Source organism: Paraburkholderia sp. BL10I2N1, assembly GCF_004361815.1.
Taxonomy (GTDB): domain Bacteria; phylum Pseudomonadota; class Gammaproteobacteria; order Burkholderiales; family Burkholderiaceae; genus Paraburkholderia.
This window is the reverse complement of record NZ_SNWA01000002.1, coordinates 1,919,232-1,941,026: the sequence shown is the minus strand read 5'-3', so window position 1 is coordinate 1,941,026 and position 21,795 is coordinate 1,919,232. Positions and strand designations below refer to the sequence as shown.

Here is a 21,795-nt window from a genome sequence, read left to right as displayed (position 1 = left end):
AGAATGCGCCAGGCGAGGGTGCAGTACTCGCTCAGGCGTCGATCTGCGCACGATGCGCAGTGGAGACAAGCATGTCCCCCAGTCATTTCCAGGCCCTGATTGCGCGTGTGACTGAACGAGTCGCGCAGCGCCCTCTGGATCAAGATCTTGCCGACTGGCTGAACGCCGAATATCCGGCCGACGGCCCCGCCTTTGCCGAACTGTCCGACGCCTGCCGCACCGGCGTGAAGGAAGGCTGGCTGTGCGACCGCGAAGCCGGCGGCATCCGCTACGGCCGCATCTTCAAGGCGCTGCCGGAGACACACGGCTTCTCGGTGGACGTCGTCAGCATGAGCGATATCGCGGGCCCACATCACGTGCATCCAAACGGTGAAATCGATCTGATCATGCCCGTCACCCAAGGCGCGACGTTCGACGGTCATCCTGCCGGATGGTGCGTCTACGGCCCGGGAAGCGCTCACCGTCCCACCGTGGCCAACGGGAGTGCGCTGATTCTTTATCTGTTGCCGGAAGGCGCCATCCAGTTCACGAAGCAGGACACCGCCGCTGCCTAGCCGCAACGGCGCTGCTTGTCCGCTCACGACATCACTGGACCATCCCGGCGCATCGGATGCAGCGCGCCGGAGCCACAGCGGGACCCCGTTCCGCCGAACATCTGAAATAAGGGCTTGTCATGGCCGCACTGCTAGAAAACTTTGTCGCCGGCAAATGGGTTGCCGGTCGTGGCGACGGCACGCCGCTCGTCGATCCGGTGACGGGCGAAGCGCTCGTGCGCGTGTCAAGCGACGGCCTGGATCTGCCCGAAGCATTCGGTTATGCCCGAACCCAGGGCGGTGCCGGGCTCCGTGAATTGAGCTACGCCGCCCGCGCCGCCCAGCTTGCCGAAGTGGCGAAGGTGCTGCAGGCCAATCGCGACGACTATTACGCGATCGCCCTCGCCAACTCCGGTACGACGAAAAACGATTCGGCGGTGGATATCGACGGCGGCCTGTTCACGCTGTCGTACTACGCGACGCTCGGCGCGACGCTCGGCGACGTGCGTACGCTGCGCGATGGTGCCGCGCTGAGCCTCAGCAAGGACAAGACCTTCACCGCACAGCATGTGCTGACTCCGACGCGCGGCATCGCGCTGTTCATCAACGCGTTCAATTTCCCGTCGTGGGGATTGTGGGAGAAGGCCGCGCCGGCCTTGCTGTCGGGCGTGCCGGTCATCGTCAAGCCGGCCACCGCGACGGCATGGCTCACACAGCGGATGGTTGCGGACGTCGTGAAGGCGGGCATCCTGCCGGCGGGCGCGCTATCCGTCATTTGCGGCAGTTCAGCGGGTCTGCTCGATCAGATCGAGGCGTTCGATGTCGTCTCGTTCACCGGGTCGGCGGAAACCGCCGCGAAACTTCGTGCCCATCCGGCGTTCATCAAGCACGGTGCGCGCCTGAACGTCGAGGCCGATAGCCTGAACAGCGCGATCCTCGCCGCCGATGCCGCTCCGGGTACCGCAGCGTTCGATCTCTTCGTGAAGGAAGTCGTGCGCGAAATGACCGTGAAGTCAGGCCAGAAATGCACGGCGATCCGCCGCGCGTTTGTACCGAAGCAGCACCTCGCCGCTGCCGCTGATGCCATTGTCGCGAAGCTGTCGAAGGTCACCGTAGGCAATCCGCGCAATGAATCCGTGCGGATGGGCGCGCTCGTGAGCCGCGAGCAATACGATAACGTGCGCGCCGGCATCGCAATGTTGCGCGAAGAGGCACGCGTTGCCTTCGATGGCTCGAAGGTCGAACTCATCGATGCAGACCCAGCCGTCGCCGCCTGTCTCGCACCCCACCTGCTGGTGGTAGACGAAGCGCAGAATGCGGAGCGCATCCACGACGTCGAGGTGTTCGGCCCGGTCGCCACGCTCTGCGGCTATGACATCCACACAGCCGACGATCAACTGGAAGAAGCGCAGGCGATCGCGCTGGCGCGGCGCGGCCACGGCTCGCTCGTCGCATCGATCTATTCGAACGACGAAGGGCGCCTTGCCCGCCTCGCGCTGGAACTCGCCGACACCCATGGGCGCGTCCATGCGATTTCGCCGTCGGTGGCGCAAAGCCAGACCGGCCACGGCAACGTGATGCCGATGTCGCTGCACGGCGGCCCAGGGCGCGCCGGCGGCGGCGAAGAACTGGGCGGTTTGCGCGCGCTGAATTTCTATCATCGACGTGCAGCCATCCAGGCGCCGGCCGCAACGATCGAAGCACTTCAGCAATCGACCGGCAGCTTCGACACCTGAAGCGCCGAACGAATCGGGACCCCGCATCAATCCCTACAGAACGCGTGGCGGCTTGCGACAAGCGCAGCCGCACATGCGTCGCCCACGTCAGGAGACAAGCATGGAAGCTCTCGTTGAGCCGGCTGCCGCAAGCGATCACCCCGCCGTCGTGGCGCCACCCGCGCACTTCAATTTCGCGGCGCATCTGTTCGCATTGAACGAGGCACGAGCGCTCAAGACCGCCTATATCGACGACAACAGCGCGACGAGTTACGGCGAGCTTGCCGGGCGGGCGCGCCGCTTCGCGACGGTGCTAGGCGGTCTCGGCATTCATCCTGAAGAGCGTGTCCTGCTGGTGATGCAGGACACGATCGACCTGCCGGTCGCGTTTCTCGGCGCGCTCTATGCGGGCGCGGTGCCGGTGGTCGCCAACACATTGCTGACGCCGGCCGACTACGCGTACATGCTGGACCACAGCCGGTCGCGCGCGGTCGTCGCGACGGCCGCCCTGCTTCCCACTGTCGCGCAGGCGCTGGCGGATACGTCGAACGAAGGGTGCGTGCTGATCGTCTCGCAGCCGCAGGAGAGCAACCTGCCAGACGAGCACGTGTTCGGCAAGATGGTTGACGAAGCCGCACCGCGTGCCACGCCCTACGCAAGCAATGCCGACGAAATCGCGTTCTGGCTGTATTCGTCAGGGTCTACCGGCAAGCCGAAGGGCACCGTGCATACTCATGCCAACCTCTACTGGACAGCCGAACTGTATGGCAAGCGCATCCTGGGCATCCGCGAGGACGACATCGTCTATTCGGCTGCGAAGCTGTTTTTTGCGTACGGGCTAGGCAATGCGCTGACGTTCCCGTTGTCGGTCGGCGCGACTGCCGTGCTGACGGCAGGACGCCCCACGCCCGAAGCCGTCTTCGCGCAGCTCACCCGCCACAAGCCGACGATCTTCTGCGGCGTGCCCACGCTTTACGCCGGCATGCTGGCGTCGACGGCGCTGCCGCCGCGTGCGGACGTGCGACTGCGCGTGTGCACGTCGGCCGGCGAGGCGTTGCCGCGAGAAACCGGCGAGCACTTCACCGCGCACTTCGGCTGTGAGATTCTCGACGGCATCGGCTCGACGGAAATGCTGCATATCTTCCTGTCGAATCGCGCGGGCCATGTCGCCTACGGCACGACCGGCAAGGCCGTGCCAGGCTACGAAATCGAACTGCGCGACGAAAGCGGGCAGCCGGTGCCGGATGGCGAAATCGGCGATCTCTACATCAAGGGGCCGAGCGCCGCGCTAATGTACTGGTGCAATCGCGACAAAACGCGGGCGACCTTTCTCGGTGAATGGCTGAAGAGCGGCGACAAGTACCGTCGCCTGCCGGATGGCAACTACGTCTACGCAGGCCGCAGTGATGACATGCTGAAGGTCAGCGGACAATATGTGTCGCCAATCGAAGTCGAGATGGTACTGATGCAGCACGAGGATGTGCTGGAAGCCGCAGTCGTCGGTGTGACGCGCGACGGGCTCACGAAGACGCGCGCGTTTGTCGTCCTGAAACGCGACGTGCCCGCAACCGATGAGTTCGCCGCCGAGCTGAAGGCCTTTGTCAAGGCAAGGCTCGCGCCGCACAAGTATCCGCGTGAGATCCTGTTCGTCGAGGATCTGCCGAAAACGGCGACGGGCAAGATCCAGCGTTTCAAGCTGCGCGAATCGCCTTGATGGAATTGCGTTGAACCAACGTACGATGTCGAGCGCAAACCGATCAACTCCAGACTGACTGTCCATGGACCGCCTCGCTACAAACCTTCCGCCCTCCATCGCTTTCGCGGAATTGCCCCCGACCGCTGAACGCGGCCCGCTGCGCCTCGAATACCAGTGGCTGAATCCGGAACGCGTCGGTGCGCCACTTGCCATATTTCTGCACGAGGGGCTAGGCTCCATCGCGTTGTGGAAAGACTGGCCGCAAACGCTCTGCGACAGGCTCGGCTTTCGCGGCCTCGTGTATTCGCGGCCAGGCTATGGCCGCTCGACGCCACGCGAGCATGACGTGAAATGGCCTGTCGATTTCATGCACAGGCAGGCGCACGATGTGCTGCCCGCCTTCCTCGATGCGCTTGAAATCGACCCCGCCGAGCGCGCCCGTATGTGGCTCATCGGACACAGCGACGGCGGCTCCATCGCGCTGCTTTACGCTGCGGCGTTCCCGAAGACGCTGGGTGGCGTCATCGTCGTCGCGCCACACGTGATCGTCGAGCAGAAGTCGGTTGACGCCATCGCCGAAGCAAAAGTCGCTTATGAAGCGTCTGGCTTTCGCGAGAAGCTCGCCCGTTATCATGACGACGTCGACTCCGCATTTTATGGCTGGAACGATATCTGGCTCGACGCCGACTTCCGTCTCTGGGACATCACCGGAGTGCTCGCGTCTATCGAGTGTCCGTTACTCGCCTTGCAGGGCTATGACGACGAATACGGCACGATGGCGCAAATCGATCTGATCCAGCAGCATGTCGCCCATGCACAGCTGACAAAACTGACCGGCTGCGGACACTCGCCCCATCGTCAGGCAGGCGCGTTATTGAACGACGAGATTGCGGAGTTCATCAACGCTCCTTGATCGCGAGCGTCGCGTTACGGTGAGACTTTTCTGGAGGTGAGCGGGTCGCCTCGTTGTACTCACCGCTCGCTCAAAGCGATGCGCGGCTGGCGCTTCGCGCCGGTACACTACCTGCTCCCCGACCAGCATCCGGAACTCCATGGACTATCTTGCAGCGGTGCGCGCCTTCGTTCATGCAGCGGAACTGCAGAGCTTCAGCAAGGCCGCTCATGAAATGGCCGTCAAGACTTCCACCATCTCGCGATATGTGAGCGAACTGGAAAAGGATCTGGGAATCGCCCTCTTCAACCGGTCAACGCGAGGTCTCTTGCTGACCGAAGGCGGCCGGGTCTTTCGTGAGCACGCGCTGGTTGTGCTGCAGGCGCTCGATGACGCACGCCAGATCACGTCGTCCCTGAACCGGACGCCGCAGGGCTTGCTACGCGTCACATTGCCCTCCGCGTTCGGGCGCCTGCACATCGTGCCGCATCTTCCGGAATTCATGAGGCGCAACCCGGATATCGATCTCGACATTGTCGTGACCGACCAGACGCTGAACATGATCGAAGCCGGCATCGACGTTGCGGTACGCATCGGGGCGCTGCCCGATTCGTCCTTGATGGCCAGACGGCTTGCGCCGCATCGGCGGATCGTGTGCGGTAGTCCAGACTATTTCGAGCGGAATGGAACGCCTTGCATCCCTGACGATCTGGCGGCTCACGCTTCGCTGCGCCTGTCCCTGCTGCCGGACAACAAATGGCTTTTCCTGCGCGAGGGGAACACGAATGCGGACTCGGAGCAGCGGCTCGTCGAACTGAAGGTGCGCTTCCGTGGGGACGATTCCGAAGCGGTGCTGAAGATGGCGCTGGCCGGATGCGGTGTCGCGCTCCTGCCGACCTGGCTCGCGGGTCCGGCATTGCGCGAGGGACGCCTGATCCGCGTGCTGCCCGGATGGGAAGCGCGCACCGGTCGAGCCGAACCCGCGATCTGGGCAGTTTATCCGCCCAAGAAGATCGTTTCGTCGAAGGTACGTGCGTTCGTCGATTTCCATGCCGAGGTGATCGGCGAGCCGCCCTACTGGGACGACGGACTCGCCCTGGAGCCCGACGCCTAGCGTGCGAACTGGATATCGAGTGTGCGCAGCCACGTTTGCAGGCCGGCATCCTGAATCGGAATCACGTAGGCGTTATTGTTCGTTTCATTGTAGTGGGCGTGCCAGTACCCAGGCGGCGTCACAAACGCCATCCCGGATTCCCAATCGATGCGGGTCGGATTCGCGATGTTGCCGCTCTCGTCCAGTCTGGTACCGACCAGCGTGTAGACGCCCGGGTGGCCCCCGGCGATGAAGTCGAGTGCAATCGATTGATGGCGATGCGGCTTCTGCACCGAGTTGGGCGGCACGATGCCGAACATCGCCCACAGCACGTGCGTGACTGTCCGCGTTTGCGGGAAGTTGGCGTTGCCCATCAAAACACTGATACGGTTGCGGCGGCCCGCGTTGACGTCTTGCGCAACCTTGCGCAGTTCGGCCTGCGCCTGTGCGGCCGGATACAGCGTCGGAGCAAAGCGTGCGCGCACGCCGGTCGTGCCGAGGTAGGTCAGCAACGGGGCGTCGTTGACGTAGTAGAGCGTGGCGGTCGCGCTGGCCGACAACGCGGCGGCCGTGCCTCCCGGCAGGGTGAAAAAGTCGCCCTGCGCGAAAGGAAAGGTCGTCTCCCCCTGGGTCATGCTGCCGGCCCCGCTGATGACGTAGCAAACCTGCGACGTCGCGTCAGGAGCAAGTGTCAGTTTGTCGCCCGTGTTGATTCTTAGAAAGCTGGCGCTCAATCCTGGACCTGTTGCCGGGCCCGGGCAGCCCAGTTCGACAGAAAGGTCGAGTGGCACCACACGCGTTGCGCCGTCTGCGTACAGCGAAGGCGGGAAACTCCAGAACGGAATGCGCGAGATGAGCTTCGCGCCAATCGGATTGGCAGATGAGGTGTACTCGAAGTATTCCGCGTCCTGGGTTGCCGGAGATGCGTCTCCGAGGTTGGCGGGGGATGTTCTGTTCAACATGGTCGGCTCCGGTGGGTTAGAGGTCGAGTCGTGCAGACGCCTTCGTGTACGTGCTGCTTGCCCCGACGACTAGACCGAGTCTAGGTAGCTGCCTCTCACCACAGAAGTCCCGGGGATCGAAATCACTTTTGCGCAATAAGGCGTAGCGTTGGGCGCGTCGATCTGAAATCCAGCAGGCATCGCCATTCTTGTTGACTCGGCTAAGCCTTCACGCTTCGGCGTTTGGGTGTAAAACTACTGAAGGTCGACGAACGGAGGCCGATATGGACGACCCCTATGATCTCCAGCGCTTTGTCGATGCGCAGCAGCCGGTGTATGTGCAGGTCTGTGATGAATTGCGTGCCGGGCGCAAGCGAAGTCACTGGATGTGGTTCGTGTTTCCGCAGATCCAGGGCCTCGGGGAAAGCGCAATGTCGCAACGGTACGCGATCTCGACGTTGGCCGAAGCCGAGGCCTATCTGCGCCACCCAATACTCGGCGACCGGTTGCGGGAGTGCACGCGACTCGTCAACCTGATCGAAGGGCGTTCGATCCAGGAGATTTTCGGCTACCCGGATCACCTGAAGTTCTGGTCGTCGATAAGCTTGTTCGAGCGTGCCATTCCGGACAACGAGGAATTTCTGGAAGCGCTGCGCAAATATTTCGACGGCAAGGCCGATAGGCAAACGCTGCAGCGGATCCAGGCCACCTCTCCGCCAGGTTCCAGCGCATGACGGAGCGAAAATCCCGGACGCGCCGTGCCGTCTCGCTTCAGGTCCAACCGTTTGCCGATCAACGTTCAATCCGTCGCGAAGTGAATGGACGAGGGCAATCCTTGCCCCTAATGCGCCGCCGCCGTGTGCTGGTGGTCGCGCAATTCGCCGGGAATGAACGCCTGCTCGAGACCGCCGTCGTCGAGCCATGCGCGCGTTGTCTGCGCGGCGCGTTCGATCAGTTGAGCACATTGCCCGTAGTCGTACGGCGATACATCGAGTGGACATAGCGGCGGAACGACATAGATCTGCGCGCGCGTCCCGTAGTACTCCAGATCGCGCACGAGTTGCCTTGCGATCACCAGCGTCAGCGCATGCATCGCCTGCGCGATCGCGCTGCTGGGCGGCGCGTGCAGCGCACATGCGAAGCCGGCAGGCAACACGATGATGCGCGTCGCGCCGAGCTTGATCGCGGCGGCGATCGGCGTGTTGCTGGCCACGCCGCCATCGACGAGATCCACCCCGTCGATCCGCACCGGCGGATACACACCTGGGATCGCCGCGCTTGCGAGCACGGCATTCACCACCGGGCCCGAAGAGAGCACGACCTCGTGACCCGCAAGCATGTCGGTCGCGACGATGTGAAGCGGCAACAGCGCCTGCTCGATCCGCTCATAGGTCAGATGCTTTTCCAGCAGGACGCGCAGCGCATGTGACTCGACGAGATGCGGACGGGTGCGCAGAATCATCGAAAGCAGCCCGAGCATCGACAGCGGCATGATGTCCTGCCGGCGGATCTTGCGCCACAGCCCTTCGAGCGTCGCGACGCCGTCGCTGTCCGGGCGCCCGGCGAAGTACGCCGCGTTGATCGCGCCGGCAGACGCACCGACGACGAAGCCCGGATGCTCGCCCCGTGCGAGCAGTTCGCGCAGCATGCCCACCTCGATCGCGCCGAGACTGCCACCACCTGCGAACACAAACGCGGTTACCCCAAGCCGATCGGATTTCATGACTTTTCAGAAACGTCACAAGCGGAACCCGGGAGCCAGAGTATGGGCGCGTGACTGTCTCGCGCCCACGGCGGCCCCGGCCGTTCACCGCTCGACGTCAATGCCCCTTGAAGATATCCAGCAGTTCAGTCTGCAACTGCATCATGCCCTGCGCGTATTTCATTTCCATCTGCGCCGTGGCTTGCTGATGCTCCATGTCCATCTTCATCATCTTTTCCTGGATGTCGATGGCCTGGCTCCGCTGCTCGGGAGTCAACTTATCCATCATCATCCCCCAGTTCGGCGGCATGGTGTACATGCCGCTGTGCCCGATGCCCTGCGCGTGCGCAGCACCGGCTCCCAGAACCAGCGGAAGCATTCCGCACAGCACCATTTGTCGAATCGATTTCATACAAGCTCCATTTCACGTTTGCAGCCCGGATCGGATGAGGGCTGCTGAGGCGCCGTCGGGTAACCGTCGCACGGGCCACGTCCGGCAACACAACATCAGCGCTCGCGACCACACCTCCGGCGTGATGTTTCATGGCTTTCGTCGCGAGGATGTGCGGGAAATGACAGGCGCCGGCGGAAACCAGCGCGACGCCGCGTTGGAGCGGCGCACGCCCGGAACTAAGATGGGTGAAGTTGCGGACGATTGCCCAACCGCGGCCTGGACACATGGTCAGGTCGCGATTGTTCCATATAAATATCAGTCGTCGTACAACAAGAGAACCTTCATCCGGAAATAAAATGCCGTTTAAATCCGCACTTATCAGGGTTAACCATCCTGTTGGCTGCGGCATAAAACGGTATAACCTACTCGACAAGACATACGACGACCGATAACAAATCAAGATTTTGATTTGCAATCGTGACACCTTTGCGCCCATCGCCGCCCGACCGGGCTGGCTTTCGGAAAGCCCCATCTGGAGGAACGGAGAATGACAGCGTCTTCACCTTATCAGCCGTTACCCAACGGATTTCGCAAGTCGGTGTTGAGCGGCGAGACCGTGATCGGTTGCTGGTCGTCGCTAGCCAGCCCGATCGTGACTGAACTCCTCGGCGTGTTGAACTTCGACTGGCTGCTGCTCGACGCGGAGCACGCACCCAACGATGTCAACACGCTCATCCCCCAGTTGATGGCGCTCAAGGACAGCCGCAGCGCGCCGGTCGTGCGGCCGCCGTGCAACGAAAACGTCGGCATCAAACGGCTGCTCGACATCGGTTTCTATAACTTCCTGATTCCGTTTGTCGACAGTGCGGAGGACGCCCGCCGCGCCGTCGCCGCGACACGCTATCCGCCGCATGGCGTACGGGGTGTGTCGGTCGGACATCGCGCGAACCGCTATGGCACGGTGCCAAACTATCTCGACGTCGCGAACGACAACATCTGCGTCATCGTCCAGATCGAGAGTCGCGCGGCCGTGGAAGCGATCGATGAAATCGTCGCGGTTGAAGGCGTCGACGCGGTGTTCGTCGGACCGTCCGATCTCGCGGCCGCGTACGGACATCTCGGCAACGCGAATCATCCGGACGTGCAGCAGGCCATCGAGCGCATCTTCGCGAGCGCGCGCGCCGGCGGCAAGGCGAGCGGCATCCTCGCGCCGGTGCAGGCCGACGCGGAACGCTATCTGTCGATGGGCTGTCGGGTCGTCGCCGTCTGCGCGGATCTCGGTCTGTTGAGGGGCGCGGCGCAGGCGGTCCAGAAGCATTTCATTCACGAGTAAGCTGGGGCGAGCGGGAAAGCTCGACAGGCCAGGCAACGAACGGAGGATCACATGCAGAAAGCAGGATTTATCGGTCTCGGCATCATGGGCAAGCCCATGGCCGCGAATCTTCTCAAGAATGGCGTGTCGCTCGCGGCCTTCACGCGCAGCGGCGTGCCCGACGACCTGAAGCAGGCTGGCGCCGTTGCGTGCGACAGCCCCGCAGCCGTCGCCGCCCACGCGGACGTGATCTTCATCATGGTGCCGGATACGCCGGATGTCGAACGCGTGCTGTTCGATGAACAGGGGCTCGCAGACGCACTGCGCCCAGGCCAGACCGTCGTCGACATGAGTTCGATTTCGCCGATGGCCACGCGCGAGTTTGCCGCGCGCGTGCAGAAGCATGGGGCCGAGTATCTGGACGCGCCGGTGTCAGGTGGCGAGGTCGGCGCGAAGGCTGGCTCGCTGACGATCATGGTCGGCGGCAAGCAGGCGAGCTTCGACCGCGTCAAGCCCCTCTTCGACATGATGGGCAAGAACGTCACACTGATCGGCGACGTCGGCGCAGGACAGGTTTGCAAGGTGGCGAACCAGGTGATCGTCGCCGCGACGATCGAGGCGGTAGGCGAGGCATTGCTGCTGGCGTCGAAGGCCGGAGTCGATCCGGCGCGCGTGCGTGAAGCATTGATGGGCGGCTTCGCTTCATCACGGATTCTGGAAGTGCACGGTGAACGGATGACCAAACGCACCTTCGACCCGGGCTTTCGTATCGAACTGCACCAGAAGGATTTGAACCTTGCGCTATCGACGGCGCAATCGCTCGGTGTATCGCTGCCGAATACGGCGACGTGTCAGGCGCTCTTCAACGCGTGCGTAGCGCACGGCGGCAAGGCGTGGGATCACTCGGCGATGGTCCGCGCGCTGGAGATCCTGGCGAATCACGAAATCGGTCAGCAAAAGTAAGACTCGTGACGGGCGCGAGGCTCGCGGCCCAGCGCCTCGTCGGTCAGTCACCCTGTGCGTCGAGCGGCTTCTGACAGGCCGCCAGCACAGCGCCCACGCCCAGCAGGAGCGCGGAATCGATCAGTCCGCGCGCGAGTCCCGCGCCATCCGACACCCAGCCGATCACCATCGGCCCGACGATCTGGCCGAACGCAAACACGATCGTGAAAGCGCTGATGCCTTTAGCCCAATGACCGGCTGGCAGGTTGTGACGGACGAACGCGGTCGTCGAGGCAACGGCCGACAGGAACGTCGCGCCGAACATCACCCCTGACACAAACGCAACCAGCGGCTGCGTGAACAGCGCAGGCATCAGCGTTGCCAGTCCGAGCAACGCGTTGAGAATCGCCAGTGCCTGACCGCCGCGCACGCGATCCAGTAGGCTCGACCAGAGTCTCGCCGACACGATCGTCGCCGCGCCGAGCAGCACGTAGAACCCTGTCACCACTACCGCGCTCATGCCGGCATTGCGGAGCAGCGCGACGATGAAGGTCATGTACCCGATATAGCCCACGCCGAAGAGACCGTAGCCCGCCAGCGCCAGCGCAAACCGCGGCCACGTCGGATGGGAGCGGGTAGCAGCGGATGCGGCGCGCGCAGGAGACGGCGCGGCTTCGTGGTCCTCGATCTTTCGTACGGCGAGGATCGCGATGATCGAGAACACCGCGCAGGAGACGGCCAGTGCGAACCATGCAAATTGCCAACCGTGCACGGCACCGACGATCGTCACCGGAACCAATAACGCGGACGCCACGATGCCCCACCCGGTGCCGCCGTAATACAGCCCGAGCACGAGCCCGGCATCGCGTGGGCTTGCCGACGCAAGCCGCGCCGCCAGCACGCCGCCGCTGATAAAAATGAAGGCGCTGGCAATGCCCGTGACCACTCGTTGCACGAGCAAACCATGCGTATCGGAGAGTAGCCCGTCCGTCGCCATCAGCAACGCGGTAGCGAGACAACCGGCATTGAACAATGCCCCCGCCGACCAGCGGCGCGAGAGACGCGGAAACGCCAGCGCGCCCAGCAGGTAGCCGAGTGCGTTGGCGGTGTTCATTGCACCCGCCTGCGCGAAACTCCAGCCCAGATCGACTTTCATCGCCGGCAGCAGGAGTGCGTAGGAAAACCGCGCAAGCCCGAGGGCGATGGCGCTACCCAGCGAGAGCCGCGCGGCAAGCATCAGCGTCTGACTTCGCTGCGCGGTGCGCATGGCGTCTGTCTGCCCGCCGCGGGCGTGAAGAGGGGATGCCTGAGTATCGGTCACGTCCTGTTTGTGTCCACCGGAGCCGCTCGCGATATCGCGACCGGTATCGCGACAACGTTCGCACATTCAGATTGATCGGGAAAAAGCACATCGCAGGTTACCGGAAAATGGCCGGCACCGGCTCCCGAATGCTCTCACCTCTGGCGCTTATGGCAGCATCTGCTTTAACAGGGGGAGCAGCACATCGAGCGAGAGGGGCTCGCGGCAATACGCGAATCGCCGGATTGGGTTGCTTTGCCGGGATAATCGCTACCGCGTCAGCGGCTCGATCGGAGCGCATGGTCCATACTATCCCCACGAAGCGCGAACCGGCCGCGTACGCGCCGGGCATGTGCATTGCTACAACCACACCCCGGTGTACGCTGAGTGCTCCCTGCCGCGACGTTATGTCGCGCTCCTGCCATTACCATGCCGCGCCCTGCCACCTCGAACGTACGACCATGAAACTCCCCTTACCGCCGCGAGAACATTCCAACCGCGTCTATCCGCCCGGCGCGCCGACCCTGCATGGTCTGGCATCGGTGATCACGGGCGTCGTCGTTGTCTGCGGATTGTATTTCGCCCAGGCCGTCCTGATACCGATCACGCTGTCGGTGCTGCTCAGCTTTCTGCTCGCGCCGCTGGTGAACACGTTGCGGCGTCTGCACGTGGGACAGCTGCCGTCGATTTTCGTTGCCGTGCTCTTTGCGCTGTGTGTATTGCTGGGCGTCGGCGCCTTGATCGGCGCGCAGGTGGTCCAGCTCGCCGCCGATCTGCCGCAGTACCAGGTGGCCATCGAGCAAAAGATCGAGACGGTTCAGGAAAAGACGGTCGGCCGCGCCGATGTGCTGCTGAGCAAGGCGGCGGCGACGCTGCAACGCGTCGCCCCCTCGCGGCCCTACATGCCGCGGCCTACCGGACGTGCCGCGAAGAACGCGCCGCCGGTACCTGCGCCAGTCGAGGTTCATGAGCCCTCCCCTACGCCGCTGCAGCTTGCGCAGCGCGCGTTCTCACCCGTGATCGCGCCGCTCGAAACGACCTTTATCGTGCTGGTCGTGACCATTTTTATCCTGCTGCAACGCGAAGATCTGCGCGATCGTCTGATCAGCCTGTTCGGATCCAGAGATCTGCATCGCACCACTACCGCCATCAACGACGCGGCGGTCCGTCTCAGCCGGTACTTCGTTGCGCAACTGGGCCTCAATCTGAGCGTGGGGGCCGTCATCGCCGTCGGCCTTGCGCTGCTCGGCGTGCCGGGCGCGCTGCTGTTCGGTGTCGTCGCGGCGCTGCTGCGCTTTGTCCCGTACATCGGCATCTGGATTGCGGCCGTGCTGGCCGTGTCTCTCGCGGCAGCTATCCAGCCGCAATGGACGATGGCCGTATGGACGCTGGTGCTGTTCGTCGTGGTGGACCTGGTGGCCGGGCAGGTCGTGGAGCCGCTGCTATATGGCCATCGGTCGGGGCTGTCGCCGCTTGCCGTGATCGTCGCGGCGATTTTCTGGAGCTGGCTATGGGGTCCGGTCGGCCTCGTGCTATCGACGCCGCTGACGCTGTGCGTCGTCACGCTCGGCCGTTACGCCGACCGGCTGAATTTCCTGACCATCCTGCTGGGCGATCAGCCCGCGCTCACGCCCGCGCAGAATTTCTATCAACGCCTCCTCGCGGACGATCCCCACGAAGCTATCGTGCAGGCGGACCGGTTGCTGGGAGAGATGTCGCTCGTCGACTATTACGATCATGTCGCACTGGAGGGGCTGCGCCTCGCCCGCAACGACGCGCTGCGCGGCGTGCTGACCTCAGAGCAGCTCGCGCGGATCAACGAGGCGCTCGCGGATATCGTCGAAAATCTCGAAACGGTGGAAGGCGCACCCGATACGTCTGCGCCGGCCGAGCCGCCCGGCGTACCTGGAGCGGAGCCCGTAGCGGGTCATGTAACCCGGCTCGATGGCGAGGTTTCCCGCGAAGCAGGCGAGTCCGAACCAACGCCCGACGCGTTCGTCCTGTGCATCTCCGGACGAGGCGCATTCGACGCGCTGGCGGCGGCGATTGTCGTCCAGCTGCTTGCGCGCCGGGGGATCGCGTGCGCCCCGACGACTTACGAGCGCTTCCGCAACGGTCACGCCAGTACGCCTGATGTCGGAAGCCCATCGATCATCTGCGTCGTGACGCTCGACGCAGCCGAGTCGCCGCCGTATCTGCGCAATCTTCTGCGACGCATAACCGGCCGAAAGACGCCGGCGACGATTATCACGGGCTTTGGCCGATCGTTGGAGAACACCACGGATGCCGGCCTCGTCCACAGCACCCGCAACGCGACGACGTTTCGCGGGCTGATCGAGGAATGTCGGCTGGCCGCGGCCGCGAAGCCGCATCATGAGGATGCGCGGGGCGTTGCGTGAGTGTGGTAACCGCATGAAACGGCCCGCGCCGGTCACGTACAGTAACTGTGGACCGTTCGTCCGAGTGTCTATAATCGGGCTCCAAATCTGGATCTGGTCCGGGAGCCCAATCTGTGAAAACGATGATCGCCGTCGCGCTGGCTGCGCTTGCACTCACCGGCTGCATGTCTGCCGAAAAGCAGGCGGAGAAAGACAACGCGTTTTCGCGCGCCGAGAACAACCTGGACACCGCACAGCGGAACGCCACGGTAGAGTGCCGCGACGAGGCACAGTGCAACAAGGCCTGGGCGCTGACGAAGCGCTACATCGAGGAGAACACGTCGACGTCGGTGATCCGGGCGGATGAGGTTGCAATCGAATCCGACGTGCCGACCCGCTCAGGCAAACCCGTCTACTCGGCCACGCGAATCAGGAAGGGCAGCGGCGCAACGATCACCCTCGATGCGCAATGCCGCGGCATGTACGGCATGGACAAATCGCAAGGGGGAGACTATGACGACTGCGTCGAAAAGATCGTCCCGACGCAGAACAAGTTTCGTGCCTTCCTGACCACCCATCTGTCAGACAAGTGATGGTTGGCGACGCTCGCTGCCACACGATGCGCGGTCGTACCCTGTCGGGCTTGCGACCGCAGTCTTACTCAATGACGCAGGAAATCCAGCACCATCCGGTTGAACTTGTCGGCATGTTCCCACTGCGCCCAGTGGCCGCAGCGGCTGAAGATGTGCAGTTCAGCGTTCGGCATGCCCCAGGTCAGACGTAGACCCACATCGAGCGGCACGAAGCGGTCGTCACGTCCCCAGATCACCAGAGTCGGCGCGGACACTTCTCCGAGGCGGGGACCGACGTCCGGGAACTGTTTCGGATTGGCCGCCAGACTCTTGACGAAATTTTCGAGGTGATCACGGCGTGCCAGCATGTTTTCCAGTCGCGCCTGCATCAGTTCGTCGGTGAGCGTGCTGGTGTCGAACACGAAGACGTTCAGCATCTTCTTGAGGTTCTCGAGCGTCGGCTCACGGTACAGGCCCTGCAACAGCTTGATGCCTTCCGTCGGCATCGGCACGAACTGGCTCGGGCCGCCGGTGCCACCGCCCATCAGCACCAGCTTGCCTACCCGCTCCGGATAAGCGAGCGCGAAGGCCACGGCGCTATGTCCCCCCATCGAGTTGCCGATGATGTGAACCCGTCCACCCACATCAATCGCGTCGAGCAGGCTCTTCAAAGCTCGGGCGTTCAGTTCGGAGCGCGAGCTTTTGCAGACGACCGGATCGCTTTTGCTCCAGCCCGGGCAATCCATCAGGATGACGCGATAGCCTGCGTTGGCGAATGCATCGACGTTGCGGTTGAAGTTCGCCCAACCGCTCGCGCCCGGTCCGGAGCCATGCAGCATGACTACCGTCTCGTCGCCGTGCCCGGCATCGTTGTAGTGCAATTGCAGGTCGAGATCGCCATCCTTGATGCGGACGAACCTGCTTGTTGCCGCTTCACTCAGTGCTTGTGTACTGTCTGTCATTTCATGTTTCCTTGTTCGAGTTGATGCTGCAGGTTGATGCCTGTCAGGGCGAAGCCGGCAGGACCGGTGTTTCCTCTTCCTGCCCGAGTCGATTTCTTGCCGCCATCCAGAGCCATCGCGCCTTCGCCCTTGCGCCCGATGCCCTTCGAAAGAACGCGAACCCAACCGCTCGCTATGCGTGATCGGGCTGGTGCGCAGTGGCGATCGTCTGTCCACGCGAGAACCGTGCAATCACAAGCAGCGCCGCAATCGCCGCGATCACGATCAACGGGATGCTTGCGATCACCAGCACCGAAGCGCTCTGCCCGGTTGCGAGCAACTGGCCTGCGATCAGGGGACCGAGGATCGAGCCAAACCGACCCACGGCCACCGCCGCGCCTACACCGGTGCCACGTACCTGCACCGGGTAGATCGTGCTCGCGAGCGCATACAGCACCGACTGTCCGCCGACGAGAAAAAGTCCGGCGAGCAGGCCGCCGAAAGCCGTCGACACGCTGCCGGTCGCACTGGCGAGCACCGCGAGCGCCACCGCGATACCCACATACATGCCGGTAACGGTGAAGCGCCGGCCGATGCGATCCATCATGTTCGCGATGACGATTGCGCCGATGCCCCCGCCGATGTTGAACATCATCTGCACGACGCTCGCCTGCACGCGTGTCAGACCACGGCTCAACACCATCGACGGCAGCCAGTTCATCAGGAAGTAGAGGACGATCAAAGTGCCCAGATAGCTCGTCCACAGCCCGAGTGTCGTGCCGGCCCGGCCTTCGGCCCACAATGCATGTGCCACGCCGGATCGGGACTCCCGATGCGTCATCTCGCGGGACTTTGCCAAGACGAAATGCGCGGATTCCTTCAGGTACACAACGAGCAGCGGCAGGATCAGTAACGGCCCAATACCGCCGACGTAAAAGATGTGTCGCCAGCTTTCGTCGCCGGGACTGACGATGCCGATCAACGCGGCCAGCGCCGCACCGAACGGCATGCCGCAATACATCGCGCCCACAGCCGTGCTGCGCTGATGCGGCTGCGCGGCTTCCGAACAGAGCGCGATCAGGTTCGGCATGGCCGCGCCCAGCCCGAGGCCGGTCATGAAGCGTGCGGCGAGCAGACTATTGAGGTCCCAGACCTGCGTGGTCGCAATCGAAAAAATCCCAAAGAGAGCAATAGAGAGCATCAACACCCGCTTGCGACCAAGCTTGTCCGCGAGACGCCCGCCGATGGCCGCGCCCGGCAGCAACCCGAGCGCGCCGATACTGAAAGCCCAACCCATCTGCGCAACAGCCAGATGGAATTCGCGCGCCATGCGCGGGGCCGCGACCCCGGTTGACTGAAGATCGAGTCCTTCAAGTAACGCGACGACAAGACACAATCCGATGGTGAGAGCACCGCTTGCGCGGGCCGGCGTTGACGTCTTCATTAAAGTCTCCAATGAGTTTTTCAGCATCGCTTCTGGCGGCGATCACGCTGTGAATAGAACCCGTGCACCCGGCGAAGGCGAAGCGAAAACTTCGCCGCCGCCGGGCGCGCCTTCGGCCCATGTACTTCAGGATTGCGTGTCGAGTTCGCGCTTCAGGTCCAGCGCGACGTCGACGATCATGTCCTCCTGACCGCCAACCATCCGACGCCGCCCCAGTTCGACGAGAATGTCCACCGTCTTCAGGCCGTACTTGTTCGCCGCCACTTCGGCATGGCGCAGGAAGCTCGAATAAACGCCCGCATAGCCGAGCGCGAGCGTCTCGCGGTCCACACGTACCGGCCGGTCCTGCAGGGGTCGGACGATGTCGTCGGCGGCGTCGAGCAACGTGTACAGGTCGGTGCCATGGTTCCAGCCGAGACGCTCCGCCGCGGCGATGAACACTTCAAGGGGCGCATTGCCCGCGCCCGCGCCCATGCCGGCGAGGCTCGCATCGATGCGGTCGCATCCTTCCTCCACCGCGGCGATGGAGTTGGCAACGCCCAGGCTCAGGTTGTGGTGCGCGTGCATGCCCGTCTGCGTCGCCGGATCGAGCACGTCCTTGAACGCGCGGAAGCGTGCGCGGATGTCGCTCATGTTCATCGCGCCGCCCGAGTCCACCACATAGACGCAGGTCGCGCCGTAGCTCTCCATCTTCTTCGCTTCGACGGCGAGCTTTTCGGGAGTCGTCATGTGGCTCATCATCAGGAAGCCGACCGTATCCATACCGAGTTCCCGCGCGTATTCGATGTGCTGCTTCGAGATATCCGCTTCGGTGCAATGCGTGGCCACGCGCACGACCCGCGCACCCGCGTTGTAAGCTGCCTTGAGGTCGTGAATCGTGCCGATGCCGGGCAACAGCAGCGTCGCGATCCGCGCATGCTTCACGACCTCCGCCACCGCCTCGATCCATTCGAGATCGCTGTGCGCGCCAAAGCCGTAGTTGAAACTCGAACCCTGCAATCCGTCGCCGTGCGCGACTTCGATACTGTCGACCTTCGCGGCGTCCAGCGCGCGGGCAATGTCCTGCACGTTCCTGATCGAATACTGATGACGGATGGCATGCATGCCGTCGCGCAGCGTCACGTCGGAGATATAAAGTTTCTTGCTCATGTCAATCTGCTCCTTACGCGTTCACGAGCGACTGGGCCATGCGTTCGGCCGTTGCGAGCGCGGCCGAGGTCATGATGTCGAGATTGCCGGCGTAGGCCGGGAGGTAGTGCGCAGCACCTTCGACTTCGACGAACACCGAAGTCTTCAGTCCGCTGAAGCGGCCGAGGCCAGGCACGAGAAGCGGCGCATCGGCGGGGATTTCGTCGAACTGCACCTTCTGCTTGAGGCGGTAGCCGGGCACGTAGGCATTGACGGCGCGCGCCATGTCCTCGATGGACGCTTCGATCTTCGCGCGGTCCGCCAGCTCCGACAGCGTATAGACCGTGTCGCGCATCATCAGCGGCGGCTCGGCCGGATTCAGCACGATGATCGCCTTGCCCTTGTCCGCGCCGCCCACGACTTCGATTGCCTTCGACGTCGTTTCGGTGAACTCGTCGATGTTGGCGCGTGTGCCGGGGCCTGCCGACTTGCTGCTGATCGACGCAACGATCTCCGCGTAGTGAACCATCGCGACCCTCGACACGGCCGCCACGATCGGAATGGTCGCCTGCCCGCCGCACGTCACCATGTTGACGTTAGGGCTGTCGAGGTGCGCGTCGAGATTGACGACCGGCACGCAGTACGGGCCGATCGCCGCGGGCGTCAGGTCAATCAGGCGGATGCCGGGCTTGAGCGAGCGCAAAAACGCATCGTTCCTGACGTGCGCGCCGGCGGAGGTCGCATCGAATACGAAGTCGATATCCTCGAACACCGGCAAACGCGTGAGTCCCTGCACGCCTTCGTGCGTCGTGGCGACGCCGAGACGCGCTGCGCGCGCGAGACCGTCCGACGCCGGATCGATGCCGACCATCGCCGCGATTTCCAGGTGTTTGCCATGGCGCATGATCTTGATCATCAGATCGGTGCCGATATTGCCGGAGCCGATGATCGCGGCTTTGAGCTTGGTGGATGTCATGTCAGTCCCTGGTGGAGTCGTTAGTCGGTGAAGGTGGCGCGCACGCTGCCGAGCCCGTCGATCTGCGTCGTGAACGTGCCCGGGCGGGTCACGGCCACCATCGGTCCGAGCGCGCCGGTCAGCACGACGTCGCCCGCGCGCAGCGGAGTGCCGAGTTGCACCATCCGGTCAGCGAGCCACGCGGCCGCGTTGAGCGGATTGCCGAGACAGGCGGAGCCGGTGCCTCGCGACAGCACCTCGCCGTCCTGCGAAAGCGTCATCGCGCATCCGGCGAGATCGAGATCGCGCAGCAACACGGGGCGGCTCCCCAGCACGAACATCGCGCTCGATGCGTTGTCCGCGACGGTGTCGACGAAGTGGATGTCCCATTTATCGATCCGGCTGTCGACCACTTCGATCGCGGCCAACGCATAGGCTGTTGCGCCGATCAGATCGGCGAAGGTGTGCCTGTCTTTAGTGAGATCGCGTTCCAGCACGAGTGCGATCTCGGCTTCCACCTTGGGCTGGATGAGCGACGAAAGCGGCATCGGCTCGTTGTCGCCGTATGCCATCGATGCGAACAGCGTGCCGAAGTCGGGCTGATCGACGCCGAGCTGACGCTGCACCGCAGGCGAGGTCAGACCGATCTTGCGGCCGACGATGCGTTCTCCTTTGGCGGATCGCGCGTCGACGTTCGCGCGCTGCACGGCGTAGGCGATTGCCGCATCGTCGGGCGAGATCTCGTTGCGCACGGGGGCGATCGTGCGCCTCGACTGTTCGGCCTCGCGCAGCCGGGCGGCAAGTGCGAGCACGGTTTCGTTCGCAGTTTCGTTGTCAGACATGAAGTTCTCCTGTTCCTGCTACGCCAGCGTCGCGGCGATGTGAGTGGGGTGTGCGTGTAGCGCTGTCTGTCCCTGTCCCGCGGGGCAGGCGTGCATCGCGCCGAAACCCGCGATCCACTCCGGAATCGGCCGGTAGTAATCGAGCGAGGCCCGATACGGTCCGTATGCCGCCAGCGCCCCGAAGGCGGCGATCCACGTGCGGATTTCGTGCGCCGACTTGCCGCCCTGGCACGTGATCGCGCCGTTGGTCATGCCATCGACTGCGCTGATGTCGCCAGCGGCGAGCAGATCGAGAAACCAGCGGTCCCATTCGGGGTTGAGCGGATGCAGAGGGCTATCGCCGGCCGTGAAGGACTTCGCCGCCGCCACCGTGCGCGCCTGCCGCGCTGCGCGCGATTCCGCCGACGGATTGCGTCCGGCAATCAGTCTTTCGGCCATTTCCGCGCTGGCGCCCGCGATTTCCGGCACAGGCGGCTCGTGCGAAATTCCGCCGGAGCCGATCACGAGCACACGCTTGCCGGTTCGCAACAGGAAGCGGCCGACGGCATCGCCAAGCAGCCGCGAACGGCGGCACGACGCCATCGGTGGTGCCACCGAATTGATGAAGACCGGCACGACCGGATAGCGGTCGAGGCCGCCAGTCAGCACTTCGAGCGCCTGTGCACAGCCGTGGTCCACCTGCATGCGGTACGACACCGACACATCGACCTCGCTCGCCAGCACGACATTGGCAAGCGCGAGCGCCACGTCCTGCGGGACAGCGAGCGAACCGGCAAGACTTTTGAAGTCGCCGATTGCAGTGGCCGCCACGCCGATGCAGAACGGCGGCATCACTTCGTAGAAAAATCCGTTGTAGTGGTCGGGCGCAAACACCACCACCAGTTCAGGATCGAACGCTTCGACCCGCGCGCGGGCCTCGTGCTGCACGCGCTCCACTTCCGCGACGATGTGCGGCGCGGGATCGTAGTAGCCATGCAGCGGAGTGTGCGAGAGACATTCGAGAAGAATCGGCATA

At 63.6% G+C, this 21,795-nt stretch carries 19 protein-coding genes and 1 pseudogene; 10 read left to right on the top strand and 10 right to left on the bottom strand.

The window, feature by feature from the left end:
• Nucleotides 1-71 precede the first annotated feature (71 nt).
• The 5 genes from B0G77_RS30865 to B0G77_RS30845 all read left to right on the top strand — a co-directional run bounded on the left by B0G77_RS30865 (nucleotide 72) and on the right by B0G77_RS30845 (nucleotide 5,950).
• Nucleotides 72-554 (top strand): DUF4863 family protein, encoded by a 483-nt coding sequence (locus B0G77_RS30865; protein WP_133665670.1) that lies wholly within the window; start codon nucleotides 72-74, stop codon nucleotides 552-554.
• Nucleotides 555-673: 119 nt separating this feature from the next.
• A complete protein-coding gene (locus B0G77_RS30860; RefSeq protein WP_133665669.1) occupies nucleotides 674-2,269 on the top strand; it encodes a 3,4-dehydroadipyl-CoA semialdehyde dehydrogenase in 1,596 nt (531 codons plus the stop codon).
• A gap of 100 nt (nucleotides 2,270-2,369) precedes the next feature.
• Nucleotides 2,370-3,962, top strand: a complete 1,593-nt coding sequence (locus B0G77_RS30855; protein WP_133665668.1) for a benzoate-CoA ligase family protein — start codon at nucleotides 2,370-2,372, stop codon at nucleotides 3,960-3,962.
• 64 nt (nucleotides 3,963-4,026) lie between these two features.
• Nucleotides 4,027-4,857 (top strand): alpha/beta hydrolase, encoded by an 831-nt coding sequence (locus tag B0G77_RS30850; RefSeq protein WP_133665667.1) that lies wholly within the window; start codon nucleotides 4,027-4,029, stop codon nucleotides 4,855-4,857.
• 139 nt (nucleotides 4,858-4,996) lie between these two features.
• Nucleotides 4,997-5,950 carry a LysR family transcriptional regulator gene (locus B0G77_RS30845; RefSeq protein WP_133665666.1) on the top strand — a complete coding sequence of 318 codons (954 nt, stop codon included), beginning with the start codon at nucleotides 4,997-4,999 and terminating at the stop codon, nucleotides 5,948-5,950.
• Here the strand turns inward: B0G77_RS30845 and B0G77_RS30840 are convergent.
• Entirely contained in the window at nucleotides 5,947-6,891 is a 945-nt protein-coding gene (locus tag B0G77_RS30840) for a cupin domain-containing protein (RefSeq protein ID WP_133665665.1), read from the bottom strand. The genes B0G77_RS30845 and B0G77_RS30840 overlap by 4 nt on opposite strands.
• Before the next feature lie 263 nt (nucleotides 6,892-7,154).
• Between B0G77_RS30840 and B0G77_RS30835 the strand changes: the two genes are divergently transcribed.
• On the top strand, nucleotides 7,155-7,604 hold the full coding sequence (locus B0G77_RS30835; protein ID WP_133665664.1) for a DUF1810 domain-containing protein: 450 nt from the start codon (nucleotides 7,155-7,157) through the stop codon (nucleotides 7,602-7,604).
• 107 nt (nucleotides 7,605-7,711) lie between these two features.
• Here the strand turns inward: B0G77_RS30835 and B0G77_RS30830 are convergent, their stop codons facing one another.
• Nucleotides 7,712-8,593 (bottom strand): patatin-like phospholipase family protein, encoded by an 882-nt coding sequence (locus tag B0G77_RS30830; RefSeq protein WP_133665663.1) that lies wholly within the window; start codon nucleotides 8,591-8,593, stop codon nucleotides 7,712-7,714.
• A 97-nt stretch (nucleotides 8,594-8,690) separates the two neighbouring features.
• Entirely contained in the window at nucleotides 8,691-8,984 is a 294-nt protein-coding gene (locus B0G77_RS30825; protein WP_133665662.1) for a hypothetical protein, read from the bottom strand.
• 529 nt (nucleotides 8,985-9,513) lie between these two features.
• Between B0G77_RS30825 and garL the strand changes: the two genes are divergently transcribed.
• Nucleotides 9,514-10,299, top strand: coding sequence for a 2-dehydro-3-deoxyglucarate aldolase (garL, locus tag B0G77_RS30820; RefSeq protein ID WP_133665661.1), 786 nt, complete (start codon nucleotides 9,514-9,516; stop codon nucleotides 10,297-10,299).
• A 33-nt stretch (nucleotides 10,300-10,332) separates the two neighbouring features.
• Nucleotides 10,333-11,241, top strand: a pseudogene (locus tag B0G77_RS30815) (2-hydroxy-3-oxopropionate reductase); the annotation flags it as partial.
• 43 nt (nucleotides 11,242-11,284) lie between these two features.
• Here the strand turns inward: B0G77_RS30815 and B0G77_RS30810 are convergent.
• The gene (locus B0G77_RS30810; RefSeq protein WP_133666950.1) at nucleotides 11,285-12,487 is read right to left on the bottom strand and encodes a YbfB/YjiJ family MFS transporter; all 1,203 of its coding nucleotides are present in this window, start codon (nucleotides 12,485-12,487) and stop codon (nucleotides 11,285-11,287) included.
• 494 nt (nucleotides 12,488-12,981) lie between these two features.
• Here B0G77_RS30810 and B0G77_RS30805 point away from each other — a divergent pair, with 494 nt between their 5' ends.
• Nucleotides 12,982-14,919 carry an AI-2E family transporter gene (locus tag B0G77_RS30805; protein ID WP_133665659.1) on the top strand — a complete coding sequence of 646 codons (1,938 nt, stop codon included), beginning with the start codon at nucleotides 12,982-12,984 and terminating at the stop codon, nucleotides 14,917-14,919.
• A 122-nt stretch (nucleotides 14,920-15,041) separates the two neighbouring features.
• On the top strand, nucleotides 15,042-15,491 hold the full coding sequence (locus B0G77_RS30800) for a hypothetical protein (RefSeq protein ID WP_347814212.1): 450 nt from the start codon (nucleotides 15,042-15,044) through the stop codon (nucleotides 15,489-15,491).
• Between the two features lie 68 nt (nucleotides 15,492-15,559).
• On the opposite strand, the gene B0G77_RS30795 is transcribed toward B0G77_RS30800, so the two are convergent.
• From B0G77_RS30795 to B0G77_RS30770, 6 genes are all read right to left on the bottom strand, one after another.
• The gene (locus tag B0G77_RS30795; protein WP_133665657.1) at nucleotides 15,560-16,432 is read right to left on the bottom strand and encodes an alpha/beta fold hydrolase; all 873 of its coding nucleotides are present in this window, start codon (nucleotides 16,430-16,432) and stop codon (nucleotides 15,560-15,562) included.
• Between the two features lie 172 nt (nucleotides 16,433-16,604).
• The gene (mhpT, locus tag B0G77_RS30790) at nucleotides 16,605-17,855 is read right to left on the bottom strand and encodes a 3-(3-hydroxy-phenyl)propionate transporter MhpT (protein WP_133665656.1); all 1,251 of its coding nucleotides are present in this window, start codon (nucleotides 17,853-17,855) and stop codon (nucleotides 16,605-16,607) included.
• 126 nt (nucleotides 17,856-17,981) lie between these two features.
• Nucleotides 17,982-19,004, bottom strand: a complete 1,023-nt coding sequence (dmpG, locus tag B0G77_RS30785) for a 4-hydroxy-2-oxovalerate aldolase (protein ID WP_133665655.1) — start codon at nucleotides 19,002-19,004, stop codon at nucleotides 17,982-17,984.
• 13 nt (nucleotides 19,005-19,017) lie between these two features.
• Nucleotides 19,018-19,959 carry an acetaldehyde dehydrogenase (acetylating) gene (locus tag B0G77_RS30780; RefSeq protein WP_133665654.1) on the bottom strand — a complete coding sequence of 314 codons (942 nt, stop codon included), beginning with the start codon at nucleotides 19,957-19,959 and terminating at the stop codon, nucleotides 19,018-19,020.
• Nucleotides 19,960-19,979: 20 nt separating this feature from the next.
• Nucleotides 19,980-20,780: a 2-keto-4-pentenoate hydratase gene (mhpD, locus tag B0G77_RS30775; protein WP_133665653.1), complete on the bottom strand. Its 801-nt coding sequence runs from the start codon at nucleotides 20,778-20,780 to the stop codon at nucleotides 19,980-19,982.
• A gap of 18 nt (nucleotides 20,781-20,798) precedes the next feature.
• Complete coding sequence (locus tag B0G77_RS30770) at nucleotides 20,799-21,794, bottom strand: 3-carboxyethylcatechol 2,3-dioxygenase (RefSeq protein ID WP_133665652.1); 996 nt, start codon at nucleotides 21,792-21,794, stop codon at nucleotides 20,799-20,801.
• Nucleotide 21,795: the final 1 nt, after the last annotated feature.

Excerpts from the sequence above, each read along its gene's own strand:
- B0G77_RS30865 (WP_133665670.1), top strand. The coding sequence starts at position 72 with ATGTCCCCCAGTCATTTCCAGGCCCTGATTGCGCGTGTGACTGAACGA.
- B0G77_RS30860 (WP_133665669.1), top strand. The coding sequence starts at position 674 with ATGGCCGCACTGCTAGAAAACTTTGTCGCCGGCAAATGGGTTGCCGGT.
- B0G77_RS30855 (WP_133665668.1), top strand. The coding sequence starts at position 2,370 with ATGGAAGCTCTCGTTGAGCCGGCTGCCGCAAGCGATCACCCCGCCGTC.
- B0G77_RS30850 (WP_133665667.1), top strand. The coding sequence starts at position 4,027 with ATGGACCGCCTCGCTACAAACCTTCCGCCCTCCATCGCTTTCGCGGAA.
- B0G77_RS30845 (WP_133665666.1), top strand. The coding sequence starts at position 4,997 with ATGGACTATCTTGCAGCGGTGCGCGCCTTCGTTCATGCAGCGGAACTG.
- B0G77_RS30840 (WP_133665665.1), bottom strand. The coding sequence starts at position 6,891 with ATGTTGAACAGAACATCCCCCGCCAACCTCGGAGACGCATCTCCGGCA.
- B0G77_RS30835 (WP_133665664.1), top strand. The coding sequence starts at position 7,155 with ATGGACGACCCCTATGATCTCCAGCGCTTTGTCGATGCGCAGCAGCCG.
- B0G77_RS30830 (WP_133665663.1), bottom strand. The coding sequence starts at position 8,593 with ATGAAATCCGATCGGCTTGGGGTAACCGCGTTTGTGTTCGCAGGTGGT.
- B0G77_RS30825 (WP_133665662.1), bottom strand. The coding sequence starts at position 8,984 with ATGAAATCGATTCGACAAATGGTGCTGTGCGGAATGCTTCCGCTGGTT.
- garL (WP_133665661.1), top strand. The coding sequence starts at position 9,514 with ATGACAGCGTCTTCACCTTATCAGCCGTTACCCAACGGATTTCGCAAG.
- B0G77_RS30810 (WP_133666950.1), bottom strand. The coding sequence starts at position 12,487 with ATGCGCACCGCGCAGCGAAGTCAGACGCTGATGCTTGCCGCGCGGCTC.
- B0G77_RS30805 (WP_133665659.1), top strand. The coding sequence starts at position 12,982 with ATGAAACTCCCCTTACCGCCGCGAGAACATTCCAACCGCGTCTATCCG.
- B0G77_RS30800 (WP_347814212.1), top strand. The coding sequence starts at position 15,042 with ATGATCGCCGTCGCGCTGGCTGCGCTTGCACTCACCGGCTGCATGTCT.
- B0G77_RS30795 (WP_133665657.1), bottom strand. The coding sequence starts at position 16,432 with ATGACAGACAGTACACAAGCACTGAGTGAAGCGGCAACAAGCAGGTTC.
- mhpT (WP_133665656.1), bottom strand. The coding sequence starts at position 17,855 with ATGAAGACGTCAACGCCGGCCCGCGCAAGCGGTGCTCTCACCATCGGA.
- dmpG (WP_133665655.1), bottom strand. The coding sequence starts at position 19,004 with ATGAGCAAGAAACTTTATATCTCCGACGTGACGCTGCGCGACGGCATG.
- B0G77_RS30780 (WP_133665654.1), bottom strand. The coding sequence starts at position 19,959 with ATGACATCCACCAAGCTCAAAGCCGCGATCATCGGCTCCGGCAATATC.
- mhpD (WP_133665653.1), bottom strand. The coding sequence starts at position 20,780 with ATGTCTGACAACGAAACTGCGAACGAAACCGTGCTCGCACTTGCCGCC.
- B0G77_RS30770 (WP_133665652.1), bottom strand. The coding sequence starts at position 21,794 with ATGCCGATTCTTCTCGAATGTCTCTCGCACACTCCGCTGCATGGCTAC.